Origin of the sequence: Syntrophus buswellii, assembly GCF_046097065.1 — a bacterium.
Classification (GTDB): domain Bacteria; phylum Desulfobacterota; class Syntrophia; order Syntrophales; family Syntrophaceae; genus Syntrophus; species Syntrophus buswellii.
Map to the genome: position 1 here is coordinate 1,217,750 of NZ_CP175563.1, position 21,728 is coordinate 1,239,477.

The window sequence follows — 21,728 nt, forward strand, 5'->3', positions numbered from 1 at the left end:
GACAGGAACCCGCCGTTTCCCTATACTTTCCCTACGTAAATCCAAGCCTTTTCTGAAAATCTCCAGATGAAACTCCCCCGCCGCCTTTCCCGGGGCACGTCCGGCGGCCCGGGAGCGGCCGAACCTTTCGGACTTTCGGGAAGTGAAGCGATCCGGCTCTGGCGGCTTCCATGAAGAGGCGCTGAAGGATGTTCTCCCCGGCAGGATCGGCCGAAATCCGACTCTGCAGGATTCCCCGTGATGAGTGGATTGTCGCATGAACGATGAGGATAAAACCAGAGAGCAGCTCCTTTCCGAGCTCAGGGAATTGCGCCGGAAGGCGGCTGAGCGGGAGGCCGGGGAAGGGGGCCTGACGGGGGCATCGGAGGCCGAATACCGGACCATCTTCGAGAATACCGGCTGCGCCACGATCATAGGCGGGGAGGACTTCACCATCTCCCTGGCAAATGCGGAATTTGAAAAGCTTTCGGGCTATGGCAGGGGGGAACTGGAGGGCAGGAGAAGCTGGATCGGCTTCATCGAGAAAAACGATGAAAAAAAGATGAGGCGCTATTCCGCACTGCGGATTCTCGATCCCGACGCGGCCCCGAGGAATTATGAAATCCGGTTTCAAAACAGGGCGGGTCAGCTCAGGGACATCTTCATGACGGTCGCCATCATTCCAGGAACAACAAAGAGCGTTCTATCCTTCATGGACATATCGGAACGCAAGCAGGCCGAACGGGAGGTCTACAAGCTCAATGAGCAGCTTCGGGAGAGAATTGCGGAGCGCACCCGGCAGCTCAAGGCAATCAACGAAATATTGAAAAAGCTGTCCGAGCGGGAGGCGGCGCTCCAGGAAAGTGAAGAGAGGTATCGAACGCTCGTCGAAAATGTCAATATCGGCGTGTACAGGGTCACAGCCGGGCAGCAGGGGCGTTTTGTCCAGGTGAACCCTGCCATCGTGAAGATTTTTGGCTATGACTCCATGAGCGACTTTATGGAGCTGCCCGTTTCGCAAGCCTACCAGGACCCGGAGGAGATGCGCCGGTTTGGAAGAAAAATCCGGCAATGCGGCTTTGTGAAGGATGAGGAGCTTCAGCTGAGGAAAAAGGACGGCACGCCGATCTGGGCTTCAGCCACGGCAAAGGCGCTGTATGATGCCGACGGCAGGGTCAAGTGGGTCGATGGGGTCATAGAGGACATCACCGAGCGAAAAAATGCCGAGGAGGCATTACGGAAGGCCAAGGAAGAGGCCGAAGCTGCAAACCGCGCCAAGAGCGATTTTCTGGCCAGCATGAGCCATGAAATCCGCACGCCGATGCATGCCATTCTCGGCATGGCGGAGCTCCTGTCGGAGACGCCGCTTACTCCCGAGCAGGAGAAGTATGTCGAGGTGTTCCAGAATGCGGGAGAAAACCTCCTGAACGTCATCAACGACATTCTTGACCTGTCAAAAGTGGAGGCCGGACATCTTGAACTCGAGTATGAGGAGTTCGATCTTGCCGAACTCGTTGAAAAGACTGGTGAAGTGCTGGCCATCCGCGCCCATGACAAGGGGATTGAGCTGATCTGCCACATCCTGCCCGATGTACCGGTCAACCTGATCGGGGATCCGATCCGTCTGCGGCAGATCCTGATCAACCTGATTGGAAATGCCGTTAAATTCACGGAGAGAGGCGAGATTCTCGTCGAGGTGAGCAGGGGGGAGCCTGAGGCCTACAGGCAGGAAGACGGCGATAACACGGAATTGCTGTTCCGGATCTCCGATACGGGAATCGGCATCCCCAAAGAAAAAATAGATCTGATCTTTGAAAAGTTCACCCAGGTTGATTCGTCCACGACCCGCAAGTACGGGGGCACCGGGCTCGGGCTGTCCATATCGAAGCGCCTCATCGAACTGATGGGGGGGCGGATCTGGATTGAGAGCGAAATGGGCAGGGGGACCCGGGTCTCTTTTACGGCGACATTCGGCTTCCAGGAGGAGCAGAAGAAACCGGCCGAAAAGCTGGAGGTGGAGATCAAGGGGCTTCGAACCCTCATTGTCGATGACAATGCCACCAACCGGATGATTTTGCGGGAGATCCTTGCCGGATGGGGCGCCCTGACCGCGGAGGCGGAAGACGGGGAATCGGGAATCGCTGAACTGAAACGGGCCGGGAAATCCGGGACGCCCGTTGATCTCCTGCTCATCGATTACCGCATGCCCCTTCTTGACGGTTTTGATGTGGCGAAGCGCGTCAAGGAAGACCCGGAGATAAAGGATGCCACGATTGTCATGCTCACCTCGGACCTGGGGAGGGGAGACCCGAAGCGGTTTCACGAACTGGGCATAGCGGCCTACCTCACCAAGCCGGTCAAGCGGGCCGATCTTAAAAATGTGATCCTGGCCGCCGTGGGAAAGTCAAAAGCCGCATCCCGAAAACCCGCGGCCTCGTTACCGACCGTCCCTGGAGAGCCCAGGGCCCTCCGAATTCTCCTGGCCGAGGACTCGGACGACAACCGCCTGCTGCTGCTGTCCTATCTCAAAAAGTGTCCTTACCAGGTGGATATCGCAGAAAACGGGGCGGTGGCCGTGAAGAAGTTCAGGGAGGGGACATACGACCTTGTCCTCATGGACATCCAGATGCCGGTGATGGACGGCTATACGGCGACCCGGGAGATTCGAGCATGGGAAAGGGAGCATCGCCTCAAGGAAACGCCGATCATCGCGCTGACAGCCTATGCCTATAAAGAGGACAGGCAGAAGAGCCTTGAAGCCGGTTGCAACGGGCACCTCGTCAAGCCCGTCAAAAAAGCGGGGCTTCTGGAGGCCATCGCGGAATATGCCGCTTCCCGATAACAGGCCGCTTTTTGCGAACCGGATTCCGCCGCTTCGAGCGAATTATTTCCGGTCCGGTCTGAAAAAAGCGGGGGTCGGCGCCACCGTTCCAGGACCGGTTTTCTGCTCGCATTCAGAGACTGCTTTCGCAAAGACTGATCATCCGGACGACCGGACTCTCTTCAGGATGTGAGTCCCCATGGGCAGCCCGATGTGGGAGGCGATAACAGGGCATTTGGCCTTGAGAAGAAAATAGATGTTCCGGTTTTCATCGCTGAGCGTTTCGAAGTTGCCCTGCCCCTTGGCAAGGATGAGGTCGGCCTCGTCAAAATGCCGATTGAATTCCCGGCTGCAATCGGCGAGGACCGTGCCCGGGGCATCCGAGCCGTTGTCGATGACTTCGGCGATCTCCTGCAGGCCCAAAGCCAGGGCGTCGGCCATCGTTGCATCGTTGATGACGGGTGCGCCCCGCACGGCCACGGTCACGTTCTCTGCCGGAAGCTGTTCGATCAGCAGGCGGTCGAAGGCAATTTCACCGGCGTTGTCGGCCAGGTAGAGGATGTTGGCGGCCTGTGCAACGGATCGGTGAAATCCGTCGGTATCTCCGCTGAAAGGTTCGGTCAGGGCCTCATCGAGAGAGCGCCGTAGGTCGGTTTCGGTAAAGCCGCCGTTAACCCCCATGTCGATGATGTTTCCGGCGATGGACAGGCGGACCGCCATGATCAGGGGATCCGATGCCGATGCTATTTCGGCCCTCAGCCGGGGAAGCATTTTCAAGGCCATGGCGTTATGGCGGTTTTTTGCCGCTCTGTAGGGATCTTCCATCCCGGTGAGTTCGCGCAGGCGGCGGTGAATGCGCTGAGCCAGCAGTGGGGGCGGCTGATCGAGATTGATCCCACCGGCCCACTGTAGGACGTCGCGGAGAATCCTCTCGTGAATGGAGGCATCCGCCGTTGAGAGCCTCGCCACGTCCAATGCCTGCCGAAGAAAGCAGGGGATGCAATCCAGGGATGTCTTCATGGGCCGATGAACCTGTTCCTTTCTGCTTCACGATGAGGGTTCCATCCCCGCGATTCCCGGCGAAGGGGGAATGGGCTGAATAAGGTAACTTCTGTCCGGCTGCCGTCGAACGGCGTCCGGAAAAAGGGCTACCCGATGCCGCGATCGCCATCCATGCGTTTCCGGCGCCGGAAAAGCCAGCCGTACACGGCCCCGTTGATAAGGAGAACCGCGGCCCCCAGAACGGCCTGCAGCTCGGGAGTAAGCCTGTCGGGGTAAACGATGGGGACGAGGTAGTGTTCGATAAAGCCCCGGCCATAAGCGGCTTCCCCTCCCGCCTGGCGAAGCCTCCATTCAAGGGTTGTCAGGGGACAGAGCCACCCCTGAAACTCGATCAAGGCGCCCCAGATTGCGGCAGGCAGATGGAGCAGGAGAATCCAGCGTCTCCGGACCGCCAGCAGCCCTCCGAAAACGACGAACAGAATGAACCCGAAGTGGAGGGTCACCACGGCATCGGCGAGGATTCGGTAGATCATCTCTCTAGAGGCAGGTTTCCAGGGCCTTCTCGATGACGGCCAGGCCCTCTTCCATTTCTTCCCTCCGAATGTTGAGGGCCGGGAAGATCCGGAGAATGTTTCCCTGGGTAGGCCGCACGAAAAGCCCCCGGGCGAGGCAGGCATCGGAAATGCGGTCGGCCATGGCCTCCTGCCGGAATTCCATGGCCAGCAGCAGGCCTCGGCCGCGGACATCCACAAGGGCCTCCGGCCAGGCATGTTTCCATTGCCCCATCCGGGCCATGGCCAGCGCTCCCATCGCCGTGACGTTGGCGGAGATGTCGGCCTCCAGGAGATGGGAAATGACCGCGGCGGCCACGGCGCACCCCAGGGGATTGCCGCAGTAGGTGCCGCCGTGATCGCCGTATTCGAGGCGGGAGGCGACGGCTTCCGTCAGGGCGAAGGCCCCGAAGGGGAACCCCCCGGCAATGCCCTTGGCCATGGTCAGAAAATCGACTTCAACCTGCAGCGGTTCGATGGCGAACATCGGTCCGGTGCGGCAGAATCCCGTCGTCACTTCATCGACGATCAGGAGGGCTCCATTGGCGCGGCAGAGCCGGGCCGCTTCTTTCAGGTAGGAATCTGGAGGAATCCGGACGCCCGCTTCACTCTGGATCGGCTCCAGGAGGACCGCCGCCACCCGGCTGTCCAGGCACGCCTCCAGGGCGGAGATATCGCCATAGGGGACAAAGCGGGAACCTGGGGCAGGCGGGGCGGACGGCTCCCGGCGGGCGGCCTGGGAGGTGGCTGACGCCGTGCTGGCCAAGCGGCCATGAAACCCCGCCAGGGCGGAGACGATGTCCGGCCTTCCCGTCACCTTGCGGGCGAGCTTGATAGCCGCATCGTTGGATTCCGCACCGCTGTTGGAGAAGAAGATGCGGGTCAGGTTTTCCGGCAGGATCGAAGCCATCAGGGACAGGAGCCGGGCGCGGACGGGAGAATAGGTGAGTCCTGAATTGGGGCCCTGGAGAATTTTCCCGCTCTGTTCCAGGAGCGCCTGGCAGATGACCGGGGAGGCATGCCCCAGGCAGGTCACGCCCCAGCCTGCCGTGAAATCGAGAAAGCGCCTGTCCTCTTCATCCCACACGACAACCCCTTCTCCGCGTTCGATGGAGACGGGGATTTTTTTGAAAAAGCTCGGCATCCGCCGATCTTCCGCCTGGATGGTTTTTTCCGTTGTCATGGGGGGCTCCTCCTGGTTTCTGGTCTGAATTCGATTTCAACGAAAGAACACGGTTTTGGTCAACGGCCGGTGCGCTCCCCGAAGATTCCCCGGCCGACGCGGACGATGGTGGCGCCTTCCTCAACGGCCACTTCGAAATCATCCGTCATGCCCATGGAAAGCTCCGTCATGGCAACGCGGTCGAATTCCTCCGCCGCAATCCGGTCCCGCAGGGTCCGCAGGGCGGAAAAGAAGGGCCGGGCCTCCTCAGGATCGTCAAACCAGGGCGGCATGGTCATCAATCCCGATATGGCGAGATGCTCCAGGGGCGCGATCCTGCGGATCAGGTCGATGGCCTCCTCCGGGGGAATACCGCTTTTCGTCAGCTCTCCGCCGCTGTTCACTTCGATCAGGATCGGCAACACCCGTCCCGCCCCTCCGGCGCGGCGGTCCAGCTCCACCGCCAGCTCGAAGCGGTCCACGGATTCCACCATGTCGAAAAGCCGGACGGCGTACTTGGCCTTGTTGGTCTGGAGATGGCCGATCATGTGCCACTGCGGAGGATGTCCGATGGATTCGATCTTGATCCTGCTCTCCTGGATGTAATTCTCCCCGCACAGGTCGATGCCGGCCTCAAGGGCCTGCCGGATCCGGTTTTCCTCCACCGTCTTGGTGACGGCCATGAGACGGATCTCTGAGGGCCGGCGGCCGGACCGGGCCGCCGCCTCGGCAATGCGGCTGCGGACGATCTGGATCTTGCTTTTTATGCCGTCATCGGTCATGAGAATCTCCTGAAAAGGTGAGGGTTCCAAGGTCCTTCAAGGTCTCCACGACTTCACTGAGCGGAAGGCCCATGACATTGGTGTAGGAGCCCCGGATCTCGCGGATGAAAAAAGCCCCCATTCCCTGGACGGCGTAGCCCCCGGCCTTGTCATAGGGCTCCTCGGAATGGACATACCAGGAGATCTCATCTTCGGGGATTTCCTTGAAAAGGACGGCGGATTGCACCACCTGGGAAACCTGAAGTTCCAACCGCCGCGAAATCAGCGAAAAGCCGGTGAAAACAATGTGCTCCCGGCCGCTGAGCGCTTCGAGCATTTCCCGCGCATCCTCCACGGTGCCCGGCTTGCCCAGCACCCGGCCGCCAATGACCACGACGGTATCCGCCCCGAGCACCATGGCCTCGGGAAAAAGGTCGGCGATTCGGCCGGCTTTTTCCCGGGAAAGGCGCAGAACCTGCTCAGGCGGCGTTTCTCCATGAATCGAGGCTTCATCCATATGGCTGGGGATGACGTCAAAGTCAAGACCCAGGAGACGGAGGAGTTCGGCCCGCCGGGGCGATGCGGAGGCCAGGATGAGTTTTTCCGTCAGGCGGATACACATGAAAAAAAAGCGGCTCCCTTTCCGCTCGCAGGCCATGGACGGAGGCTGCAAGCTCGAATCGATCTGAAGGCTTCTGAGTCTGTTCGATCCATCTGCTTTGTAACGCACCGCCCCGGGGGGCGTGGAACGCTTATAGAAAATTGGGGAGAGGATGTCAAGCCGGCCTGAAGCCCGTGGCGGAACTTCCGGATCAGGGGGCATACTCCCCCGGTCGGCAGGCCGGCTTTCGCCGAACCGTGAGGCTCTGCCACGGCGTGCTGCTATTCAAGATACGTCTCCAGGTTCCTTTCCTCCAGGATGTCAACGATCCGTTTGACGTTCTGGGATTCTCCCCTGCGGCAGATCAACAGGGCATCCCGGGTTTCCACGACGATCAGGTCCCTGACGCCTACCAGGGCGACCAGTTTGTGGGGACTGTGGACGAGGGAATCGGCTGAATCGACGGCGACGACCGGGCCGCGGAAGGCGATTCCGGCCGGGTCTTTCTCCGAGACCTCCCAGAGGGCGTCCCAACTGCCCACATCCGACCAGCCGAAGTCGCCGGGAATCAGCAGGACCTTGTCCGCCTTTTCCATCACGCCGTAATCGATGGAAACGGAAGGGGCCTCTCCGTAAACCTCTTTCAGCACGGATTCATACTCCCCCGTCCCCAGGGCCTCTTCGATTTTGAGCAGCCCCTCGTGCAGATCGGGAAGGTGGGCCGCCATGGCCTGAAGAATCGTAGAGGCCTTCCAGACGAACATGCCGCTGTTCCAGTAAAAGTTGCCCTGCTCAAGAAACAGGGCGGCCTGTTCGAGAGGCGGCTTCTCCCGGATCGACCAGACATCGTAAAGAAGTCTGCCCCCTATCGATTCAACGGGATTTCCCCGTTCGAGATACCCGTAGCCCGTTTCCGGTCCGGTCGGACGGATGCCGATCGTCACCAGGACGTCCTCGCGTTCGGCGGCTTCGGCGGCAATGGCCAGGGTATCCAGAAATTGACGGCTGTCGGAGATCAGGTGGTCGGACGGCAGAACGGCCATGACGGCGTCTCCGGCGATCCGACGGATGTGGATTGCCGCAAGGCCGATGCAGGGGGCGGTATTGCGGCCGACGGGTTCCACCAGGATATTGTCCGGGGGGATCTCCGGGAGCTGCCTCTGCAGCTCCCGGGCATGGGTGGCGCCCGTAACGATCAGGGTGCGATCCGGGGGGACCAGGGGAGAGATGCGCTTGACCGTCTCCTGGATGATCGTCTCCGGCCCCGCAATGTCCAAGAGATGCTTCGGTTTGCTCCTGCGGCTTCGCGGCCAGAATCTGGACCCCTTTCCTCCGGCCATGATAACGGCATACATGGGATGTTCTCCTTGAGATGAGGCGTTGATCTTTGCCGATAGAGTATAGGATAACGCTCCAGCGTGTCAACGCCATAGTGATTTATAAAGGATGGACCGGCGGCCGGAAGGAGAAGCATTGATGTACCACACCGGCAGATTGCCGGCGATGCCGGGGCGGAACGCCGTCGTGGATGTGAAAGCGCACAATGGGGCTTGTATTTTCTTCCGCAAATCGATAGATTCAGGGGAACTTCAGCGCTGAGGGTTCCGAATTTCCCATGAAAACGTTCTATCCCCGCCTCTTTCTCAAACCCGGACGGGAAAAGTCTCTTCTGAACGGCCATCCCTGGCTTTTTTCCGGGGCCGTGGCTTCCGTTGAAGGGCGTCCCGGACCGGGAGACATCGTGGCCGCAGTGGATTTCGCACAAAGGCCGTTAGGGCTCGGTTTTTTCAACCCCCATTCAGACATCCGCTTCCGCCTGCTCACGGCGGACGCCGGCCTTCGGCTGGATGCCTGCTTCTGGCGGGAAAGGCTCCGGTTTGCCGCCGATCTGCGGCGTCAGATCATTCCCCGGGATACGACGGCCTGCCGTCTTGTCAATGCCGAGGGGGACCTGATGCCCGGCCTGATCGTGGACCAGTACGAGAATTACCTGGTCTGCTCGATGGCCACGGCGGGCATGGAGAAGAATCGTCATCACCTGCTGGATGGGCTGCATGAACTTTTCCATCCTGCGGGAATCTATGAGCGCAGCGAGGGCCGGGCCAGGAAGCTGGAGGGCCTTGAGGAGCGCAGCGGCTGGATTTACGGCGGCATGGAGGCGGACAGACGGATCCCCGTCAGGGAAAATGGCCTTTTCTTTGAAGTGGACGCGGTCGGCGGGCAGAAGACGGGGTTTTTCCTGGATCAGAGGCCGAACAGGGAAGGGGTGGCCTCCCTTTGCCGGGGGCTCAAGGTGCTGAACTGCTTCTCCTATACGGGGGCCTTCTCCGTTTATGCCGCCGGGGGCGGAGCCCGGCAGGTGATTTCCGTCGATGTTTCGGAAGGGGCCAATGCCATGGCGCGCTTTCACCTGGAGAAAAACGGTTTTTCGCCGGACCGGCACCCGGTGATTCGGGCGGATGTCTTTTCATGGCTGCGGGAAACGGAAGAGATTTTCGATGCCGTCATCCTGGATCCTCCGGCCTTTGCCAAATCCCGCAAGGATGTCGCCCGTTCCGCGCGGGGATACAAGGACATCAACCTCCAGGCCATGAAGCGTCTTCGCGGCGGAGGGCTGCTGTGGACGTTCTCCTGCTCGAACTTCATGGATGAGGCGCTCTTTCAGAAGGTCGTGCTCGGCGCCGCCCGCGATGCGGGCAGACAGGTCCAGCTGCTGAAGGTGCTCGGGCCCGGTCCCGACCATCCCACGAGCCTTGCCCATCTGGAAGGGCGCTATCTCAAAGGCCTGCTCCTGAGGGTTTTTCCCTGAACCATCCATCACCCGCATTTGAAAATGATCTTTACCGCCTCATTAGAGAATGGACTTCCCTTCTGACGGGATGTTTCCCTCCCGGGGGCGCTCCTCCTTTTTTGTTGACATCCATTAGCGTTTATCTTTATACTTCCATACCTTAGGAAAAATGTTCCTTCCATATAGACGTGGAGGAAAAGAGCCGCGGGAATCAAGAAGCAGCCTCCTTTTCCTCCTTTTTCTGTAACGTTTTATCCCCTTCGGGATGGAAGCCGGCCGGTCTGACTATTGGCGAAAGAGGTTCGCCCCGGAGTACCGAGCGGAAAGCATGGATTGAGGAGTGCGGAATGGCCGGCAAGATGCCTGTGTGGAATCTGAAGGGAAAAGAAGATACAGTTCAGCCTCTCAAGGGAATACTGAACGGGATCTCGACGGGGGGAGCCGTCCGGTCCGGGCCGCGGGAAGAACCGATCCCGGCCTATGACGATCTGGTCTTTCTGAAGGACTCCAGATACATTCGTGACCTCGTCGGCGAATCTCTCCTTTCCGAGCTTGTCGAAGACCTGGCCTGTCTCGTTGACACCTCCGTTACCGTCTGTGAAAAAAACGGCGATTGTGCGCTGAAGTTCATCTCCTCCAACTGGTGCCGGTTTCTGAATCAGGCATCGAGGCGGCTCTGCGGGGCAGCGGACAGCCGGAAGGCCATGGCGTCCGGCGAGGGGCCCTGTTTCGAATCCTGCCGGAATGATGCTGCCCTTGTCTCCATTGAAACAAAACAGCCCGTGGAGCTGCCCTGCCGTGGAGGAATCCGGATTTTTGCCGTTCCGGTCTTTGCCGGCGACGAAGTGGTTGGAAGCCTCGCCATCGGCTATGGCGATCCTCCCCGCGACGGGGAAAAACTGCGCGACCTGGCGGAGGCTTACGGAGTTCCCCTGGAGGAGCTCCGCCGGCAGGCGGAAGCCTGTGAACCCCGTCCGTCCCTGATGATTGAGCTTGCAAGGAAACGCCTTGCTACCACCGCCAGGGTCATAGGGGAAATCGTGACGCAAAAACAGGTGGAGTCGGCCCTGAGGCGCAGCGAAGAGAAATTCCATGCCGTGTTCCATCTCGCCAAGGATGCCATTTACCTCTTCGACCAGGAAGAGCGCCTTCTGGATGCAAACAAGGCCGCCCTGGAGACCCTGGGCTACAGCCGCGAGGAGCTTATGGCCATGAGGCCGCTGGACATCGACATTTCTGCGGTGGCGGAACATGACGAGCGGATGAAGGCGCTCAGGCGGAAAGGCTACGTTCTCTTTGAGACTCTGAACCGGAAGCGGGACGGAACGTTGATCCCGATGGAAGTGTCCCTGCAGCATCTCGAATTGGCCGGGTCAAAAGTCGTTCTGGCCGTCTGCCGGGACATCAGCAGGCGCAAGCAGGCCGAGGACGCGCTGGAAAGGCGAATCGTCGCGTTGACGGAGCCCCTGGAAAATATCGGAACCGTCGCCTTCGAGGACCTCTTTAACCTTTCGGACCTTCAACGACTTCAGGATCTTCTTGCGGAAACCTGGGGCGTTTCGGCGCTGATCACACGTCCCGACGGAACGGCCATTACGAAACCGAGCAGCTTCACCAGGTTCTGCAGCACGTTCATCCGGAGTACCGAAAAGGGGAAACGAAAATGTATGATATCCGATGCGACGCTCGGAAGGTATGATCCCTCCGGACCGGTTGTTCAGACCTGCCTGAGCGCCGGGCTGTGCGGTGCAGGCGCCAGCATCACCGTCGGCGGCCGCCACATCGCCAGCTGGCTGATCGGTCAGGTCCGCAACGAAAGACAGGACGAAGAGAAAATCCTTGAATACTGCCGCGAACTGGGTCTCGACGAGAAGGAATTCTGCGAGGCCTATCGCCAGGTGCCCTTCATGCCGCAGGAGAAGTTCGAGCAGATCGCCCACGCCCTGTTTGCCCTTGCCAACCAGCTTTCAACGACAGCCTATCAGAACATCCAGCAGGCGCGCTTCATAACGGAACGCAAGCGGGTAGAGGATGCACTGAGGAAAAGCGAAAGAAAGCTCCGAGAGGCGCAGCATATCGCGCGACTGGGAAACTGGGAGCTGGATCTGATCACAAACACCCTGCAATGGTCCGACGGTACTTATGAGATCTTTGAAATCGACCCCGACGAGTTTGACGCTTCGTTCGAGGCTTTCCTGAAGCAAATCCATCCCGACGACCGGGAGATGGTCCAACACCTTTTTGCCGAATGCGTGGAGGACAGGGCCGCCTACGAAATCTCTCACCGGCTGTTGATGAAGGACGGGCGGATCAAGTGGGTCCATGAAATCGGCCGGAACGAATTTGATCCGGAAGGCCGTCCCCTGAAAGGCATCGGGACGGTGCAGGACATCACCGAGCTCAAGCAGGCCGAGGAGGCGCTTCTTGAAAGCGAGGCACGGTTCCGGATGGTGGTGGAGTCTTCTCCGCTGCCCATCGGCTTTGCGAACAGGAACGGGCGGGTCGAGTACGTCAACCCGAAATTCAGCGAGAAGTTCGGCTATACGATCGACGACATTCCCACCTTGGGGAAATGGTTCCGCTGCGCCTTTCCCGATCCGCTCTACCGGAGCAGGACGGTGGAGCGTCTGCGAAGGACGGTTGACAGGCTTGAAAGCAGCACCTGCGGCATTGAGATGGACGTGACGTGCCGGGATGGATCCGTTCGGAATATCGAGCTGTTTCGAACGTTCATGGGTAACAAGACCCTTGCCGTCTTCAACGATCTGACGGAGCGGAAGCAGATGGAGGAGGAGCGCCTCAGGTTTGATGCCCATATGCGGGAAGTTCAGAAACTCGAGAGCCTGGGCGTCCTTGCAGGAGGAATTGCCCACGATTTCAACAACCTGCTCATGGCCATCCTCGGGTACGCCGACCTGGCCCTTCTCGCGCTCTCTCCGGCGTCCCCCGTCTGCCAGCACATTGAGGAGATCATGCGGGCCTCGCACCGGGCGGCGGATCTGTGCCGGCAGATGCTCGCCTATTTCGGAAAAGGGCGCTTCGTGGTCAGCCGCTGCGACCTCTCTGAAGTCGTCCGGGAAATGGGAAAAATACTCGATGTCTCGGTGTCCAAGAAATCGGCGGTGCGCTATGTCCTTGCTGATCATCTCCCGGAGGTGGAGTCGGATGTAACGCAGATCCGTCAGGTGATCATGAATTTGATTACGAACGCATCCGATGCCCTGGGAGGTGCGGGAGGCGTCATTACGGTTACGACGGGGTGCCTTGAGTGTGATGAGGCCTACCTGTCCGAAAGCTATCTGCCCGATCACCCCCCCGGGGGGCTCTATGTCTACATCGAGGTGTCGGATACGGGATGCGGGATGGATTCCGCAACCCAGGGAAAGATTTTTGATCCCTTCTTCACCACGAAGTTCGTCGGCAGGGGGCTGGGACTGGCGGCGGTGCTCGGCATCGTGCGCGGCCATCGGGGAGTCATCAAGGTTTCCAGCGAGGTGGGGAAGGGGACAACCTTCCGGATCCTGCTGCCTGCCGCAACACGGGAGTCGGGCGCGGTTCAGGGGACGGTGGAGCAGGGCGAGCCGCTGAAGGGTGGGGGCACCGTCCTGGTCATTGACGACGACCCCTTTGTCATGGCCGTGGCATCGGCGATGCTGGAAAAGCTGGGCTTTGAAGTCCTGACCGCGGTCAATGGCCGTGAGGGCCTGCAGGTGTTCCGCACCCACAGAGGAGAGATCGCCTGTGTGCTCCTTGATCTCATGATGCCCGAGATGGGCGGCGAGGAGACTTTCCAGGAACTGCGCAATCTGCAGGACGATTTGCCCGTGATCCTGTCCAGCGGCTTCAATGAACAGGAAGTGACGCAGCGCTTCGCGGGAAAGGGACTGGCCGGCTTTATTCAAAAGCCTTACAGCGTGGCGAATCTGAGCCGTGTGCTGAAAAGCGCGCTGGGCTGATGTCAGATTACCGGGGCAGCCTTCCCTCCTGGCGAAGCCGGGCCAGAATCTGCTGAATGCGGGGCAGAGCCAGGGTAGCCGCCTTTTCGCCTTCGAGGATGGCCTCATGGCGCTTATCGAAGTCGCCTGAGCCGATATAGCTCACCCTGGGGGCAATGACCACGTCGGCATAGGCGATCTGGGACGCCGCCATCTTGTTGTACATGATGTCGATGGACTGGAGGATCGTGTCCATTATCCCCCGGGGGACCGCTCCCCCCACCCCCGCGGAGATGTCCACGGCGATGACGACATCGGCGCCCGACCGCTTCGCGGCCAGAACGGGAACGGGGCTTACAACGCCCCCGTCGACGTAAGGCTTCCCCCCGATCCATACCGGCTGAAAGATGCCGGGAATGGAGCAGCTTGCCCGGACGGCCCTTCCCGTGTTTCCCGACCCGAAAACGATTTCCGAGCCGTCCTGAAGGTTCGTTGCCACCGCCCGAAAGGGAATCGCCAGCTTTTCGATGGATGTTTGGCGGACCGAGCGGTTAACGTAGCTTTCAAGCTTTTCTCCGCGAATGAAGCCGTTGTCGGGGAAAATCAGATCGGCCACGTCATTTTTTTCCAGGGTCAGGGCAATCCGCTGCAGTTCAAAGGTGCTCATTCCGGAAGCATAGAGGGATCCGACGAAACTTCCCGCGCTCGTTCCGACGATCAGGGAGATGGGAATCTTCCTGCTCTCCAGAACCTTGAGGACACCCACGTGGGCGAACCCCCGGGATGCGCCGGCCCCCAGCACGACGGCAATGGTGGCGGGCCTGGGTGGAGGGGGAATTTCCTTCGGCAGGCATCCCGCCAGGGGCAGTATGCAGACGATCCATATCCAGGCGTAAAGGAACCTTTTGCTTTTCATCTCTTTTTCCGTCCCTTCCTTGATAAAAGGCCACAGCCGGGAGAAAACCTACAGAAATATTTTCCCTTTGTCGATGATTTCTTTGTATCTGATGTTGAAAAACACGGGAGGTCATACTAGAGTAACCAAGGTGTTGTGGCTCTCAAGTTCCGCTCTTCCGCCGGAACGGGAGGATGCGGATGCGAACGCCGAAGGAAAGCGGGACCGGAAACTTTTCAGGAGGTGCCAGGTGGACAAATTGAAGGGAGGGGATCAGGCGCCCGGCTTCGCCCTGATCGACCAGTTCGGAAAAACGGTAACGCTCGACGGTTTCAAGGGCAGAAAACTCTTGTTGTATTTCTACCCCAAGGCCGGAACCTCCGGTTGCACCAGGCAGACGGAGGCCGTGAGGGATGCCCTCTCCGCAATGAAGGAAATCGGGGTGGACGCCCTGGGCATCAGCCCCGATTCAACAGCCCTGCAAAAAAAGTTCAGCGACAAGCTTCAACTGTCCTTTCCTCTGCTGTCGGACCCGGACCACTCCGTGGCGGAGGCCTATGGCGTCTGGGGTGAGAAATCTCTCTATGGAAAAAAATATTTCGGAATTCTCCGCTCATCCTTCCTGATTGATGAGGACGGCCGGATCCTGGAGGCCTGGTACAAGGTAAGCCCCGGGAACACGGTTCCCAAGGCGCTGGGAGCTCTCGGGATTTCGTGAAACGGGCCGGGGAAGACTCATGAACTGGTTTTTCCTGACGATGGTCTGTTTCGTCCTCTACGGGATCCAGCGCTTCCTCTACAAGGTGTCGGCGCAGCGGAACTGCAATACCGCCTGGACCACCCTGTCCTTCATGGGCACCGTGGCAATTCTCAGTTCGATCTGGTGGTTCTCCTCCGATGAAGCCCTGAAAAACCTGAACTGGCTGCTGGCCCTTGCCCTCATCAACAGCCTGACATTTTTTGTCGATACGGTCGTGACCATTGAGGCGCTCCGCTATCTGCCCACGACGATCGTCTATCCGATGACCCGGATGAGCGCCGTGCTGGTGGTCATCTTCTCCGTGGTCTATTTCAGGGATTCTCTGAACGGGTATCAGACTGCCGGCATCGCTCTCGCCATCGGCGTCATCCTCACTCTGACACGCTTCTCCAAGGAGGAGCAAAAGGAAAACCGGCATGCCCGCAAGGGGTATTTTCTGATCGTCATGGCCGTCCTGACGGGCGCCGTGGCGGCGGTTTCCAGCAAATTCGCCGCGCTGTACACCAATACCATGGCCTTCATTGCCTTGACCTACTCTCTCAGCATGCTCTTTTCCCTGGGGCTTCAGAGGCCATTTGAAAAGGGAGGGGCGAATAAGAACTATGGAGAAGCCCTTTTGATCGGCTTCGCGGTGGGGCTGCTCAATTTTGCGGCTTTTTTTACCCTGCTTTCGGCCATGAAAACAGGTCCCCTGTCTATCATCGTTCCCGTGGTGGGGATGAATTTCGTCCTGGCCAATGTTCTTGCCGCCCTGGTCTACCGGGAAAAACTGACGCTGTTGAATACGACGGGAATACTGATGACGGTCCTGTCCCTCTTTCTGCTGAAGATCGGGCAGTCCTGAACTGGCCGCATGCCATGCCGCGCTGCCGGCTATGTGGGCTTCGGGCAAATCCTTCCGGGCGGCAAGCTGCGGGGTGGCTGCTGGAACATCCCTGGAACGGTGCCGTGCGCCACCCCGTTCTTGGGAAGGATCAGAAAAGAGACATCAGATAGGAGCGGAGATTTGTTTTTTTATTGATCAATCCCAGCTTGTTGCGGATGCTGTTCCGGTGAAGGTCGATGGCGCTTTTCGAGATTCCCAGGATCTGGGCGATTTCCTTGGTCCGCCTGCCTTCCTTGATCAGGCTGGCGACCTGAATTTCCTTGGGTGTAAAGTTCCGGTATCGCGAGGTGATCTTCTGCAGGAAGGGCGACATGATGTCGTTGAGATTGGATTCTGCAATTTCCACGTACGTGGCCTGCATGCCGACGAGCTCCGTCTCCTTGAGCTTCTGGATGTAGGGAAGGACGAGCTCCTTGACGTTGGAAAGAAACCGCTCCTCCACATCCCGCCTGTCCTGATCCCGGTGTCGAAGCAGGGATTTGAGGGCCGAGTTCAACTCCTCCAGGCGCTGGATGCTGGCTTCCAGCTCGGCTTCCCGGCTCAGGTCGATTTGGTCCTCTAGGAGCTGCTCGCCCCTGGTTGCGATTGACCCCTGATTTTCTTTAGCCATGGTGTTTGTCCCCTCTTTTTTTAATAGTGTGGTCTCGTGATCATCGGGTGGATTAAAGAAGGCACCGAGTCCTTATGAGGATTTGATTGCCCCCATTGCATGCAGCGCCTTCCCGATTCTCTCGTGGATGAGCCGTGCCGCCAGCTGGCTGCCGCCTATGCCTGCCAGCACGGAAACGGTGACCCTGTCCCTTTCCGAGTAGACAATTTCTATAACAATCTTGTCGTCATAGACGTCTGCCTTCAGAGTTCCCGATGCGATTTTGCGGTCCTTGCGTATGTTTGTCGCCTTGAGGTCCTGAAGGGTCTGTTCGCAGGCCTGCCAGACGCTGTCGAGGTTCGTGAGATAGTCTGCCTGCAGGTAGCCGTTTGTATAGAGAAACTGGCCGGACTGGATGCCCATGATATTTCCATTGGTTACTACGGCGGTATCACAGCCGGAAAGGAACAGCAGGCTCGACAGCGCGACGGTAAGTCCGTAATATCTGAACACATGCATAAAGGGTCTTCTCCTTGTCTTTGTTATTGCTGATCCAGGTGCCGGTTCTTTTTCCTGAACATGGGTTTTCCATATAAACAAGCAGAGATTAAGTCAATAAGAATTACAGGTTATGAGACAAAAAAGGCGAAGAGGGAATGAAGGGCCGCCCAGAAGAGGATCAATGCCGTCAGAAAGATGCAGCCGGTTCCCAGGACTTGATGGAGAGGCTTCTCCTCGGACTGGTCTTCATATCCCAGAAAAAATCCCAGGAGAATGCCGGCGACGAGACCTCCGCCGTGCGCCCAGTTGTTGATGCCCGGCACCAGCAGGCCGAAGATCACCAGCCCCACGATCCAGCCGAGAGACTGACGGTAAATCGCCTCGCCGTAAAACCCCCCGCGGCTTTTGCCGTAGAACAGGATCGCTCCGATCAGGCCGCACAGACTGGCGGAGGCGCCGATAGTAAAAATGACCCCCACCAGGCTCGAAATCAGAAAGCCGGCGATGCCCGAAGCGACGTAAATCAGGATAAAGCGGTTAAATCCGTATTCTCGAAGGACGAAATAGCCAAGCTGGGAAAGAGCGGCCATGTTGAAGAAAATGTGGAGAATGCCTCCATGAAGAAAAGAGGCTGAGATCAGGGTCCACCAGCGCCCGTACTGGGCGATCGGGATGGCCCCTGTCGCGCCCAGGGAAAAAAGGCTGCTGTTGGATGGGGAAAGAAGGGCCAGGGGATTAGAGGATATTCGCGTACCGGACAGGTTCAGAAGGAGTGAAAGCAGGTAAAACGCTGCGTTTAAGTAAATCAGGATGCGAATCGGGTCGAGGCTTCCGCTGTTGAGCCGCCACACAAATCCGGAAAGCCAGCGTGATCCCGGACTTCTCAATCCGCAGTGCGGGCACTGGGGCTCATCAGCACTGATGAGCTTGCGGCAGCGGGGACAGAGAAGGGAAGTTTTTCCGGAAGAAACCATGGCCTGCCAACAGGAAGATCCGTTAAAAGTATCTCATCATGACCGGTATGGCGGCGAACGTACCAATGGAGGTCGTCAGGTTCACGATGGCGATCAGAAGAAGGATGCGGGTGATCTTGTTCTTCAGAAATCCTCGAACGGAGAGGATGTCATCCTTCAGGCTCAAAAAGTCCTTGACCTTCGGTTTGCGGATCGTTGCCTCGGTCAGGCCTGCAACCCAGCCCGTGGCGATCAGGGGGTGAAGGGTGGCGATGGGTGCCGAACAGGCGGCTGCGGCGATGGTCAAGGGATGGGCCAGGAGAAGAAGCGCCCCCGCTGCCGCACAGACCGCCGTGATGGCCGACCAGGAAAAAATCATGGCCATGCTGGCTGAAAAGCCGGAACTGAAAAATCCGGCGATAAAGATCCCTACGATTCCCAGGGAAAATCCCCAGGCGAACACCTGGCCCCAGAGGCCGGGAGGAGGAATCACCGAAATGGCCTCCTTGTCGACCTCCTGATTCTGCTCGAGAGTGCGGACAATGCCCGGAATGTGACCGGCGCCGACGACGGCGACCACCTTGTCCCCGCCGGCGGAGCGAATGGAGGCGGCCAGATACTGGTCCCGTTCGTCAATCAGCGTTGTTTTCAGGTCCGGCATTTTTTCCCCGAACTGGCGGAGAGTCATGTCCAGGACATCATGCTCCTTGAGCTTTTCGATGTCCTGTTCATCGATGTCCTCCGTCATGAAAAGGGAAAGAAACATTTCCGCGGCCAGCCGGACTTTGCTGAAGAACCCCATCCGCCTCCAGGTGCGCAGAAGCGTTACCCGGATTTCCCGATCGGCGAGAACGATGCCTGCCCCCTGCTTTTCCGCCATGGCAATGGCCCTAAGCATTTCCTCGCCGGGATGGATATTGAATTTTTCGGCGATTTTCTTCTGGAAGGACATCATCAGAAGCTGGGATAGGAGCAGGGAGGTCCGTTTATCCCTGATGACCTTCACAATGTCCATTTCCTGCCATTGGTCCTTTTTCTTCAGGGCGTCAAAACGGGCCTGGCACAGCTCAATGCACACCGTGTCCGGATGCTCCTCGGAAATGACCCGCTCCACCAGGTCCGCGCTTTCCCGAGACACGTGGGCTGTGCCTACCAGGATGATTTCCTTTCCCCCGGTAAACAAATGATGGACATTTCGGTCCTGCATGGTATTTACTCTTGTTTCTGTGATCATGCAGAGATTCCTATCAGTATTTTATGGGCTTGTAAAGGGAAATGCCGTGGGGGACATTTCCGGAGCCGGTTCGGGATTTCTGATTTTTCCTGTAAAAAAGAAAGCAAAATTCAAGCTTGAGGAAAGGGCTTGCGGAGATTTCAGCCCATTTTTTTGAAGGGGAAATGGCGGCATGGTCCCCTGGGAAATCTTTGAAATCCGCAGAGACTGAAAAAAAATGAGGGGGATCGATTGAAGGGAAGGAAATCAACCCGGGAGGTCAAGATCGGGATCGGGGACCGTCTGGAAGTGGCGATAGACAGCGTCGCCTTCGGCGGTCTGGGGGTCGGCAGGGTCGGCCGCCTGGTCATCTTTGTTCCCTTCGCCGCGGATGGGGACACGGTTGAGATTGAAATTGCCTCTGTGCGGCGGGCGTACGCCACAGGGCGCATATGCCGGATGTTGGAGCCGTCGCCCTTCCGGACCGCTGCCGCATGCTCTTATTACGGGCGCTGCGGAGGCTGCCAGTATCAGCACATCGCCTACGGCCACCAGCTGGAAATTAAAAGGCGGCAGGTTGCGGAAACCTTCGTGCGGCTCGGAAGGGTGCCGGATCCCCCCGTGCGTGAACCCATCCCTTCACCGATGCCTTATGGCTATCGGTGCAAAGCGGACTTCCATGTCCGCCTCGCACCGGGAAGGCCCCCCCTGGTCGGTTACAAGGAGGCGGCGGACAGCCGGATCGTTCCGGTGACGCGGTGTGAAATTGTCGACGAGTCCATCAACCGCTCCCTGGCAACGCTGCGGAAGGACCTGGAGAATTCTTCTCCCCCCTCCGGCAGAGGCGGGAGGCAGGAGGAAAGGGTAACCCTGTGGTCCGGTGCGGAAGAGGCAATCCCCGGATTCGGCCGCTCCCAGGCCCCCGGGAATCGGGTCTTACGTTCCGTCAAGGGAAAGATCCTGCGTGTGCCTGCTACGGGATTTTTTCAGGCCAACTCAACCCTTGTGGACACGATGGTTGATGCGGTGGTCCAGGCCAGTGCGCCTTCGGGAGCCGAAACGCTCCTGGATGCCTACTGCGGTTCCGGCCTCTTCTCCCTTTTTCTGGCGCCGCGGGTGGAGCGGCTCTTCGGGGTGGAAGCGGACCGGGAGGCCATCCGCTGCGCCGAAGAGAATCTCCGGGAAGAGGGCGTGCCGAACGGGGAGTTCTTCGCCGGCGACGTCGGCGAATGGTTAAGGGCCTTTTTCCTGGAAAGAAAAAACACGGTCGATATCGCCGTTCTGGACCCTCCGCGAATCGGCTGCAGCCCGGATGTCCTCGACGGTCTCCTTGGCCTGAACCCTTTGCGGATCGTCTATATTTCCTGCAACCCCGCCACCCAGGCCCGGGATATGCGCCGTCTTCTCGACGGCGGCTATCGGTTGACGGAGCTGCAACCCATGGACATGTTTCCCCAGACAAAACATATCGAGGTTGTAGGCATTCTGGAGAGGTGAGGCCGAGGGAAAAAGCGGATCCTATAGATCCACTTCCAGGCCGTCACGGGCAGCGAAGGCATGGGGAAAGATCTTCCGGGCGAATGTTTCGGATTCTTTCCTGTCTTCCCATTTGGAGTACAGGCGGGCATCGAAGTGCGTCAGGGCAAGCCGTTTCACCCGGGCTTCCGAGGCAATCCGGGCGGCCGCTTCCGGATTGAGGTGCGGCCAGGAATCGCTGAACTGCCCCTGCCTGTAGGCGCATTCCGAAATGAGCAGGTCGGCTGAACGGGCAAGCGTCACGGCGTTTTGACAATAGCCCGTGTCCGTGCAGGAACTGACGACCCTGTCATCGAGGGAAATCCGATAACCCAGGGTGAGGACGGGATGTTTCAATGGGAGGGCCTCCACATGGAAGGGAAGCCTGGAAAGGGAGGCGGGCAGTTCGAGAATCTCCACGGGGAAGGGCAGGGAGGACAGCGCCGCGGTAAAGGGACGGTTGACAAACAGGGTCAGAAGTTTCCGGCTGTCCGCAGGCCCCAGGATCACCAGCCCCCGGGAGAAGGAGAATTTGTTGAGGGTGTGCAGCCCGATGATGTGGTCCAGGTGAAAATGGCTGAGGAAGAGGTACAGGGGCTTTCCGTCATCAGGGTGTATAAAGTGGTCCAGCTTGTGGAAGCCGTTTCCTGCATCCAGAACCAGATCGAAGGATTCGGCACGGAGAAGGGTACAGATGGTGTTTCCCGTGTCCGTATCGTACCAGCCGTTCGTGCCCAGAAAAATGACTTTCATAAGGGTCCTCTCTCGTTCATCAGGAAACCTGTCCGGCAATGAAGGCACAGGGACTATTCC

General features: G+C 58.7%; 19 protein-coding genes. 7 read left to right on the forward strand and 12 right to left on the reverse strand.

What is annotated here, in order from left to right; all coding sequences use genetic code 11:
• Positions 1 to 256: 256 nt before the first annotated feature.
• Positions 257 to 2,821 carry a response regulator gene (locus ACJ77P_RS05500; RefSeq protein WP_408999219.1) on the forward strand — a complete coding sequence of 855 codons (2,565 nt, stop codon included), beginning with the start codon at positions 257 to 259 and terminating at the stop codon, positions 2,819 to 2,821.
• Positions 2,822 to 2,959: 138 nt separating this feature from the next.
• Here the strand turns inward: ACJ77P_RS05500 and ACJ77P_RS05505 are convergent, their stop codons facing one another.
• The 6 genes from ACJ77P_RS05505 to ACJ77P_RS05530 form a co-directional block, all read right to left on the reverse strand.
• A complete protein-coding gene (locus ACJ77P_RS05505) occupies positions 2,960 to 3,820 on the reverse strand; it encodes a damage-control phosphatase ARMT1 family protein (protein ID WP_408999220.1) in 861 nt (286 codons plus the stop codon).
• 128 nt (positions 3,821 to 3,948) lie between these two features.
• A complete protein-coding gene (locus ACJ77P_RS05510; RefSeq protein WP_367360804.1) occupies positions 3,949 to 4,335 on the reverse strand; it encodes a DUF2784 domain-containing protein in 387 nt (128 codons plus the stop codon).
• Positions 4,336 to 4,339: 4 nt separating this feature from the next.
• A complete protein-coding gene (locus ACJ77P_RS05515) occupies positions 4,340 to 5,536 on the reverse strand; it encodes an aspartate aminotransferase family protein (RefSeq protein ID WP_367360805.1) in 1,197 nt (398 codons plus the stop codon).
• 59 nt (positions 5,537 to 5,595) lie between these two features.
• Entirely contained in the window at positions 5,596 to 6,297 is a 702-nt protein-coding gene (locus tag ACJ77P_RS05520) for a YggS family pyridoxal phosphate-dependent enzyme (RefSeq protein ID WP_408999221.1), read from the reverse strand.
• Entirely contained in the window at positions 6,287 to 6,898 is a 612-nt protein-coding gene (locus ACJ77P_RS05525) for a nucleoside triphosphate pyrophosphatase (protein WP_367360807.1), read from the reverse strand. The genes ACJ77P_RS05520 and ACJ77P_RS05525 overlap by 11 nt, the downstream gene beginning before the upstream one ends.
• A 260-nt stretch (positions 6,899 to 7,158) precedes the next feature.
• Positions 7,159 to 8,232 carry a mannose-1-phosphate guanylyltransferase gene (locus tag ACJ77P_RS05530; RefSeq protein ID WP_367360808.1) on the reverse strand — a complete coding sequence of 358 codons (1,074 nt, stop codon included), beginning with the start codon at positions 8,230 to 8,232 and terminating at the stop codon, positions 7,159 to 7,161.
• A gap of 260 nt (positions 8,233 to 8,492) precedes the next feature.
• On the opposite strand from ACJ77P_RS05530, the gene ACJ77P_RS05535 reads away from it, so the two are divergent.
• Positions 8,493 to 9,686: a class I SAM-dependent rRNA methyltransferase gene (locus ACJ77P_RS05535; protein ID WP_408999222.1), complete on the forward strand. Its 1,194-nt coding sequence runs from the start codon at positions 8,493 to 8,495 to the stop codon at positions 9,684 to 9,686.
• A 329-nt stretch (positions 9,687 to 10,015) separates the two neighbouring features.
• Positions 10,016 to 13,624: a PocR ligand-binding domain-containing protein gene (locus ACJ77P_RS05540; RefSeq protein ID WP_408999223.1), complete on the forward strand. Its 3,609-nt coding sequence runs from the start codon at positions 10,016 to 10,018 to the stop codon at positions 13,622 to 13,624.
• A gap of 7 nt (positions 13,625 to 13,631) precedes the next feature.
• On the opposite strand, the gene ACJ77P_RS05545 is transcribed toward ACJ77P_RS05540, so the two are convergent.
• Positions 13,632 to 14,519 carry a patatin-like phospholipase family protein gene (locus ACJ77P_RS05545; protein WP_408999224.1) on the reverse strand — a complete coding sequence of 296 codons (888 nt, stop codon included), beginning with the start codon at positions 14,517 to 14,519 and terminating at the stop codon, positions 13,632 to 13,634.
• 229 nt (positions 14,520 to 14,748) lie between these two features.
• Between ACJ77P_RS05545 and bcp the strand changes: the two genes are divergently transcribed.
• Both bcp and ACJ77P_RS05555 read left to right on the forward strand, forming a co-directional pair.
• Positions 14,749 to 15,216: a thioredoxin-dependent thiol peroxidase gene (bcp, locus tag ACJ77P_RS05550; RefSeq protein WP_367360812.1), complete on the forward strand. Its 468-nt coding sequence runs from the start codon at positions 14,749 to 14,751 to the stop codon at positions 15,214 to 15,216.
• A gap of 19 nt (positions 15,217 to 15,235) precedes the next feature.
• Positions 15,236 to 16,102, forward strand: coding sequence for an EamA family transporter (locus tag ACJ77P_RS05555; RefSeq protein WP_408999225.1), 867 nt, complete (start codon positions 15,236 to 15,238; stop codon positions 16,100 to 16,102).
• A gap of 130 nt (positions 16,103 to 16,232) precedes the next feature.
• Here ACJ77P_RS05555 and ACJ77P_RS05560 read toward each other — a convergent pair whose 3' ends face one another.
• From ACJ77P_RS05560 to ACJ77P_RS05575, 4 genes are all read right to left on the reverse strand, one after another.
• Positions 16,233 to 16,754, reverse strand: coding sequence for a LuxR family transcriptional regulator (locus tag ACJ77P_RS05560; protein ID WP_367360814.1), 522 nt, complete (start codon positions 16,752 to 16,754; stop codon positions 16,233 to 16,235).
• 72 nt (positions 16,755 to 16,826) lie between these two features.
• Positions 16,827 to 17,252: a DUF3568 family protein gene (locus ACJ77P_RS05565; RefSeq protein WP_367360815.1), complete on the reverse strand. Its 426-nt coding sequence runs from the start codon at positions 17,250 to 17,252 to the stop codon at positions 16,827 to 16,829.
• Between the two features lie 110 nt (positions 17,253 to 17,362).
• A complete protein-coding gene (locus ACJ77P_RS05570; RefSeq protein WP_408999226.1) occupies positions 17,363 to 18,208 on the reverse strand; it encodes a rhomboid family intramembrane serine protease in 846 nt (281 codons plus the stop codon).
• Between the two features lie 22 nt (positions 18,209 to 18,230).
• Entirely contained in the window at positions 18,231 to 19,394 is a 1,164-nt protein-coding gene (locus ACJ77P_RS05575) for a TraB/GumN family protein (protein ID WP_367360817.1), read from the reverse strand.
• Between ACJ77P_RS05575 and ACJ77P_RS05580 the strand changes: the two genes are divergently transcribed.
• On the forward strand, positions 19,393 to 19,578 hold the full coding sequence (locus ACJ77P_RS05580) for a hypothetical protein (RefSeq protein WP_408999227.1): 186 nt from the start codon (positions 19,393 to 19,395) through the stop codon (positions 19,576 to 19,578). The genes ACJ77P_RS05575 and ACJ77P_RS05580 overlap by 2 nt on opposite strands.
• A gap of 74 nt (positions 19,579 to 19,652) precedes the next feature.
• On the forward strand, positions 19,653 to 20,897 hold the full coding sequence (locus tag ACJ77P_RS05585; RefSeq protein ID WP_408999228.1) for a class I SAM-dependent RNA methyltransferase: 1,245 nt from the start codon (positions 19,653 to 19,655) through the stop codon (positions 20,895 to 20,897).
• 21 nt (positions 20,898 to 20,918) lie between these two features.
• On the opposite strand, the gene ACJ77P_RS05590 is transcribed toward ACJ77P_RS05585, so the two are convergent.
• On the reverse strand, positions 20,919 to 21,668 hold the full coding sequence (locus ACJ77P_RS05590) for an MBL fold metallo-hydrolase (RefSeq protein WP_408999229.1): 750 nt from the start codon (positions 21,666 to 21,668) through the stop codon (positions 20,919 to 20,921).
• Between the last annotated feature and the right edge of the window lie 60 nt (positions 21,669 to 21,728).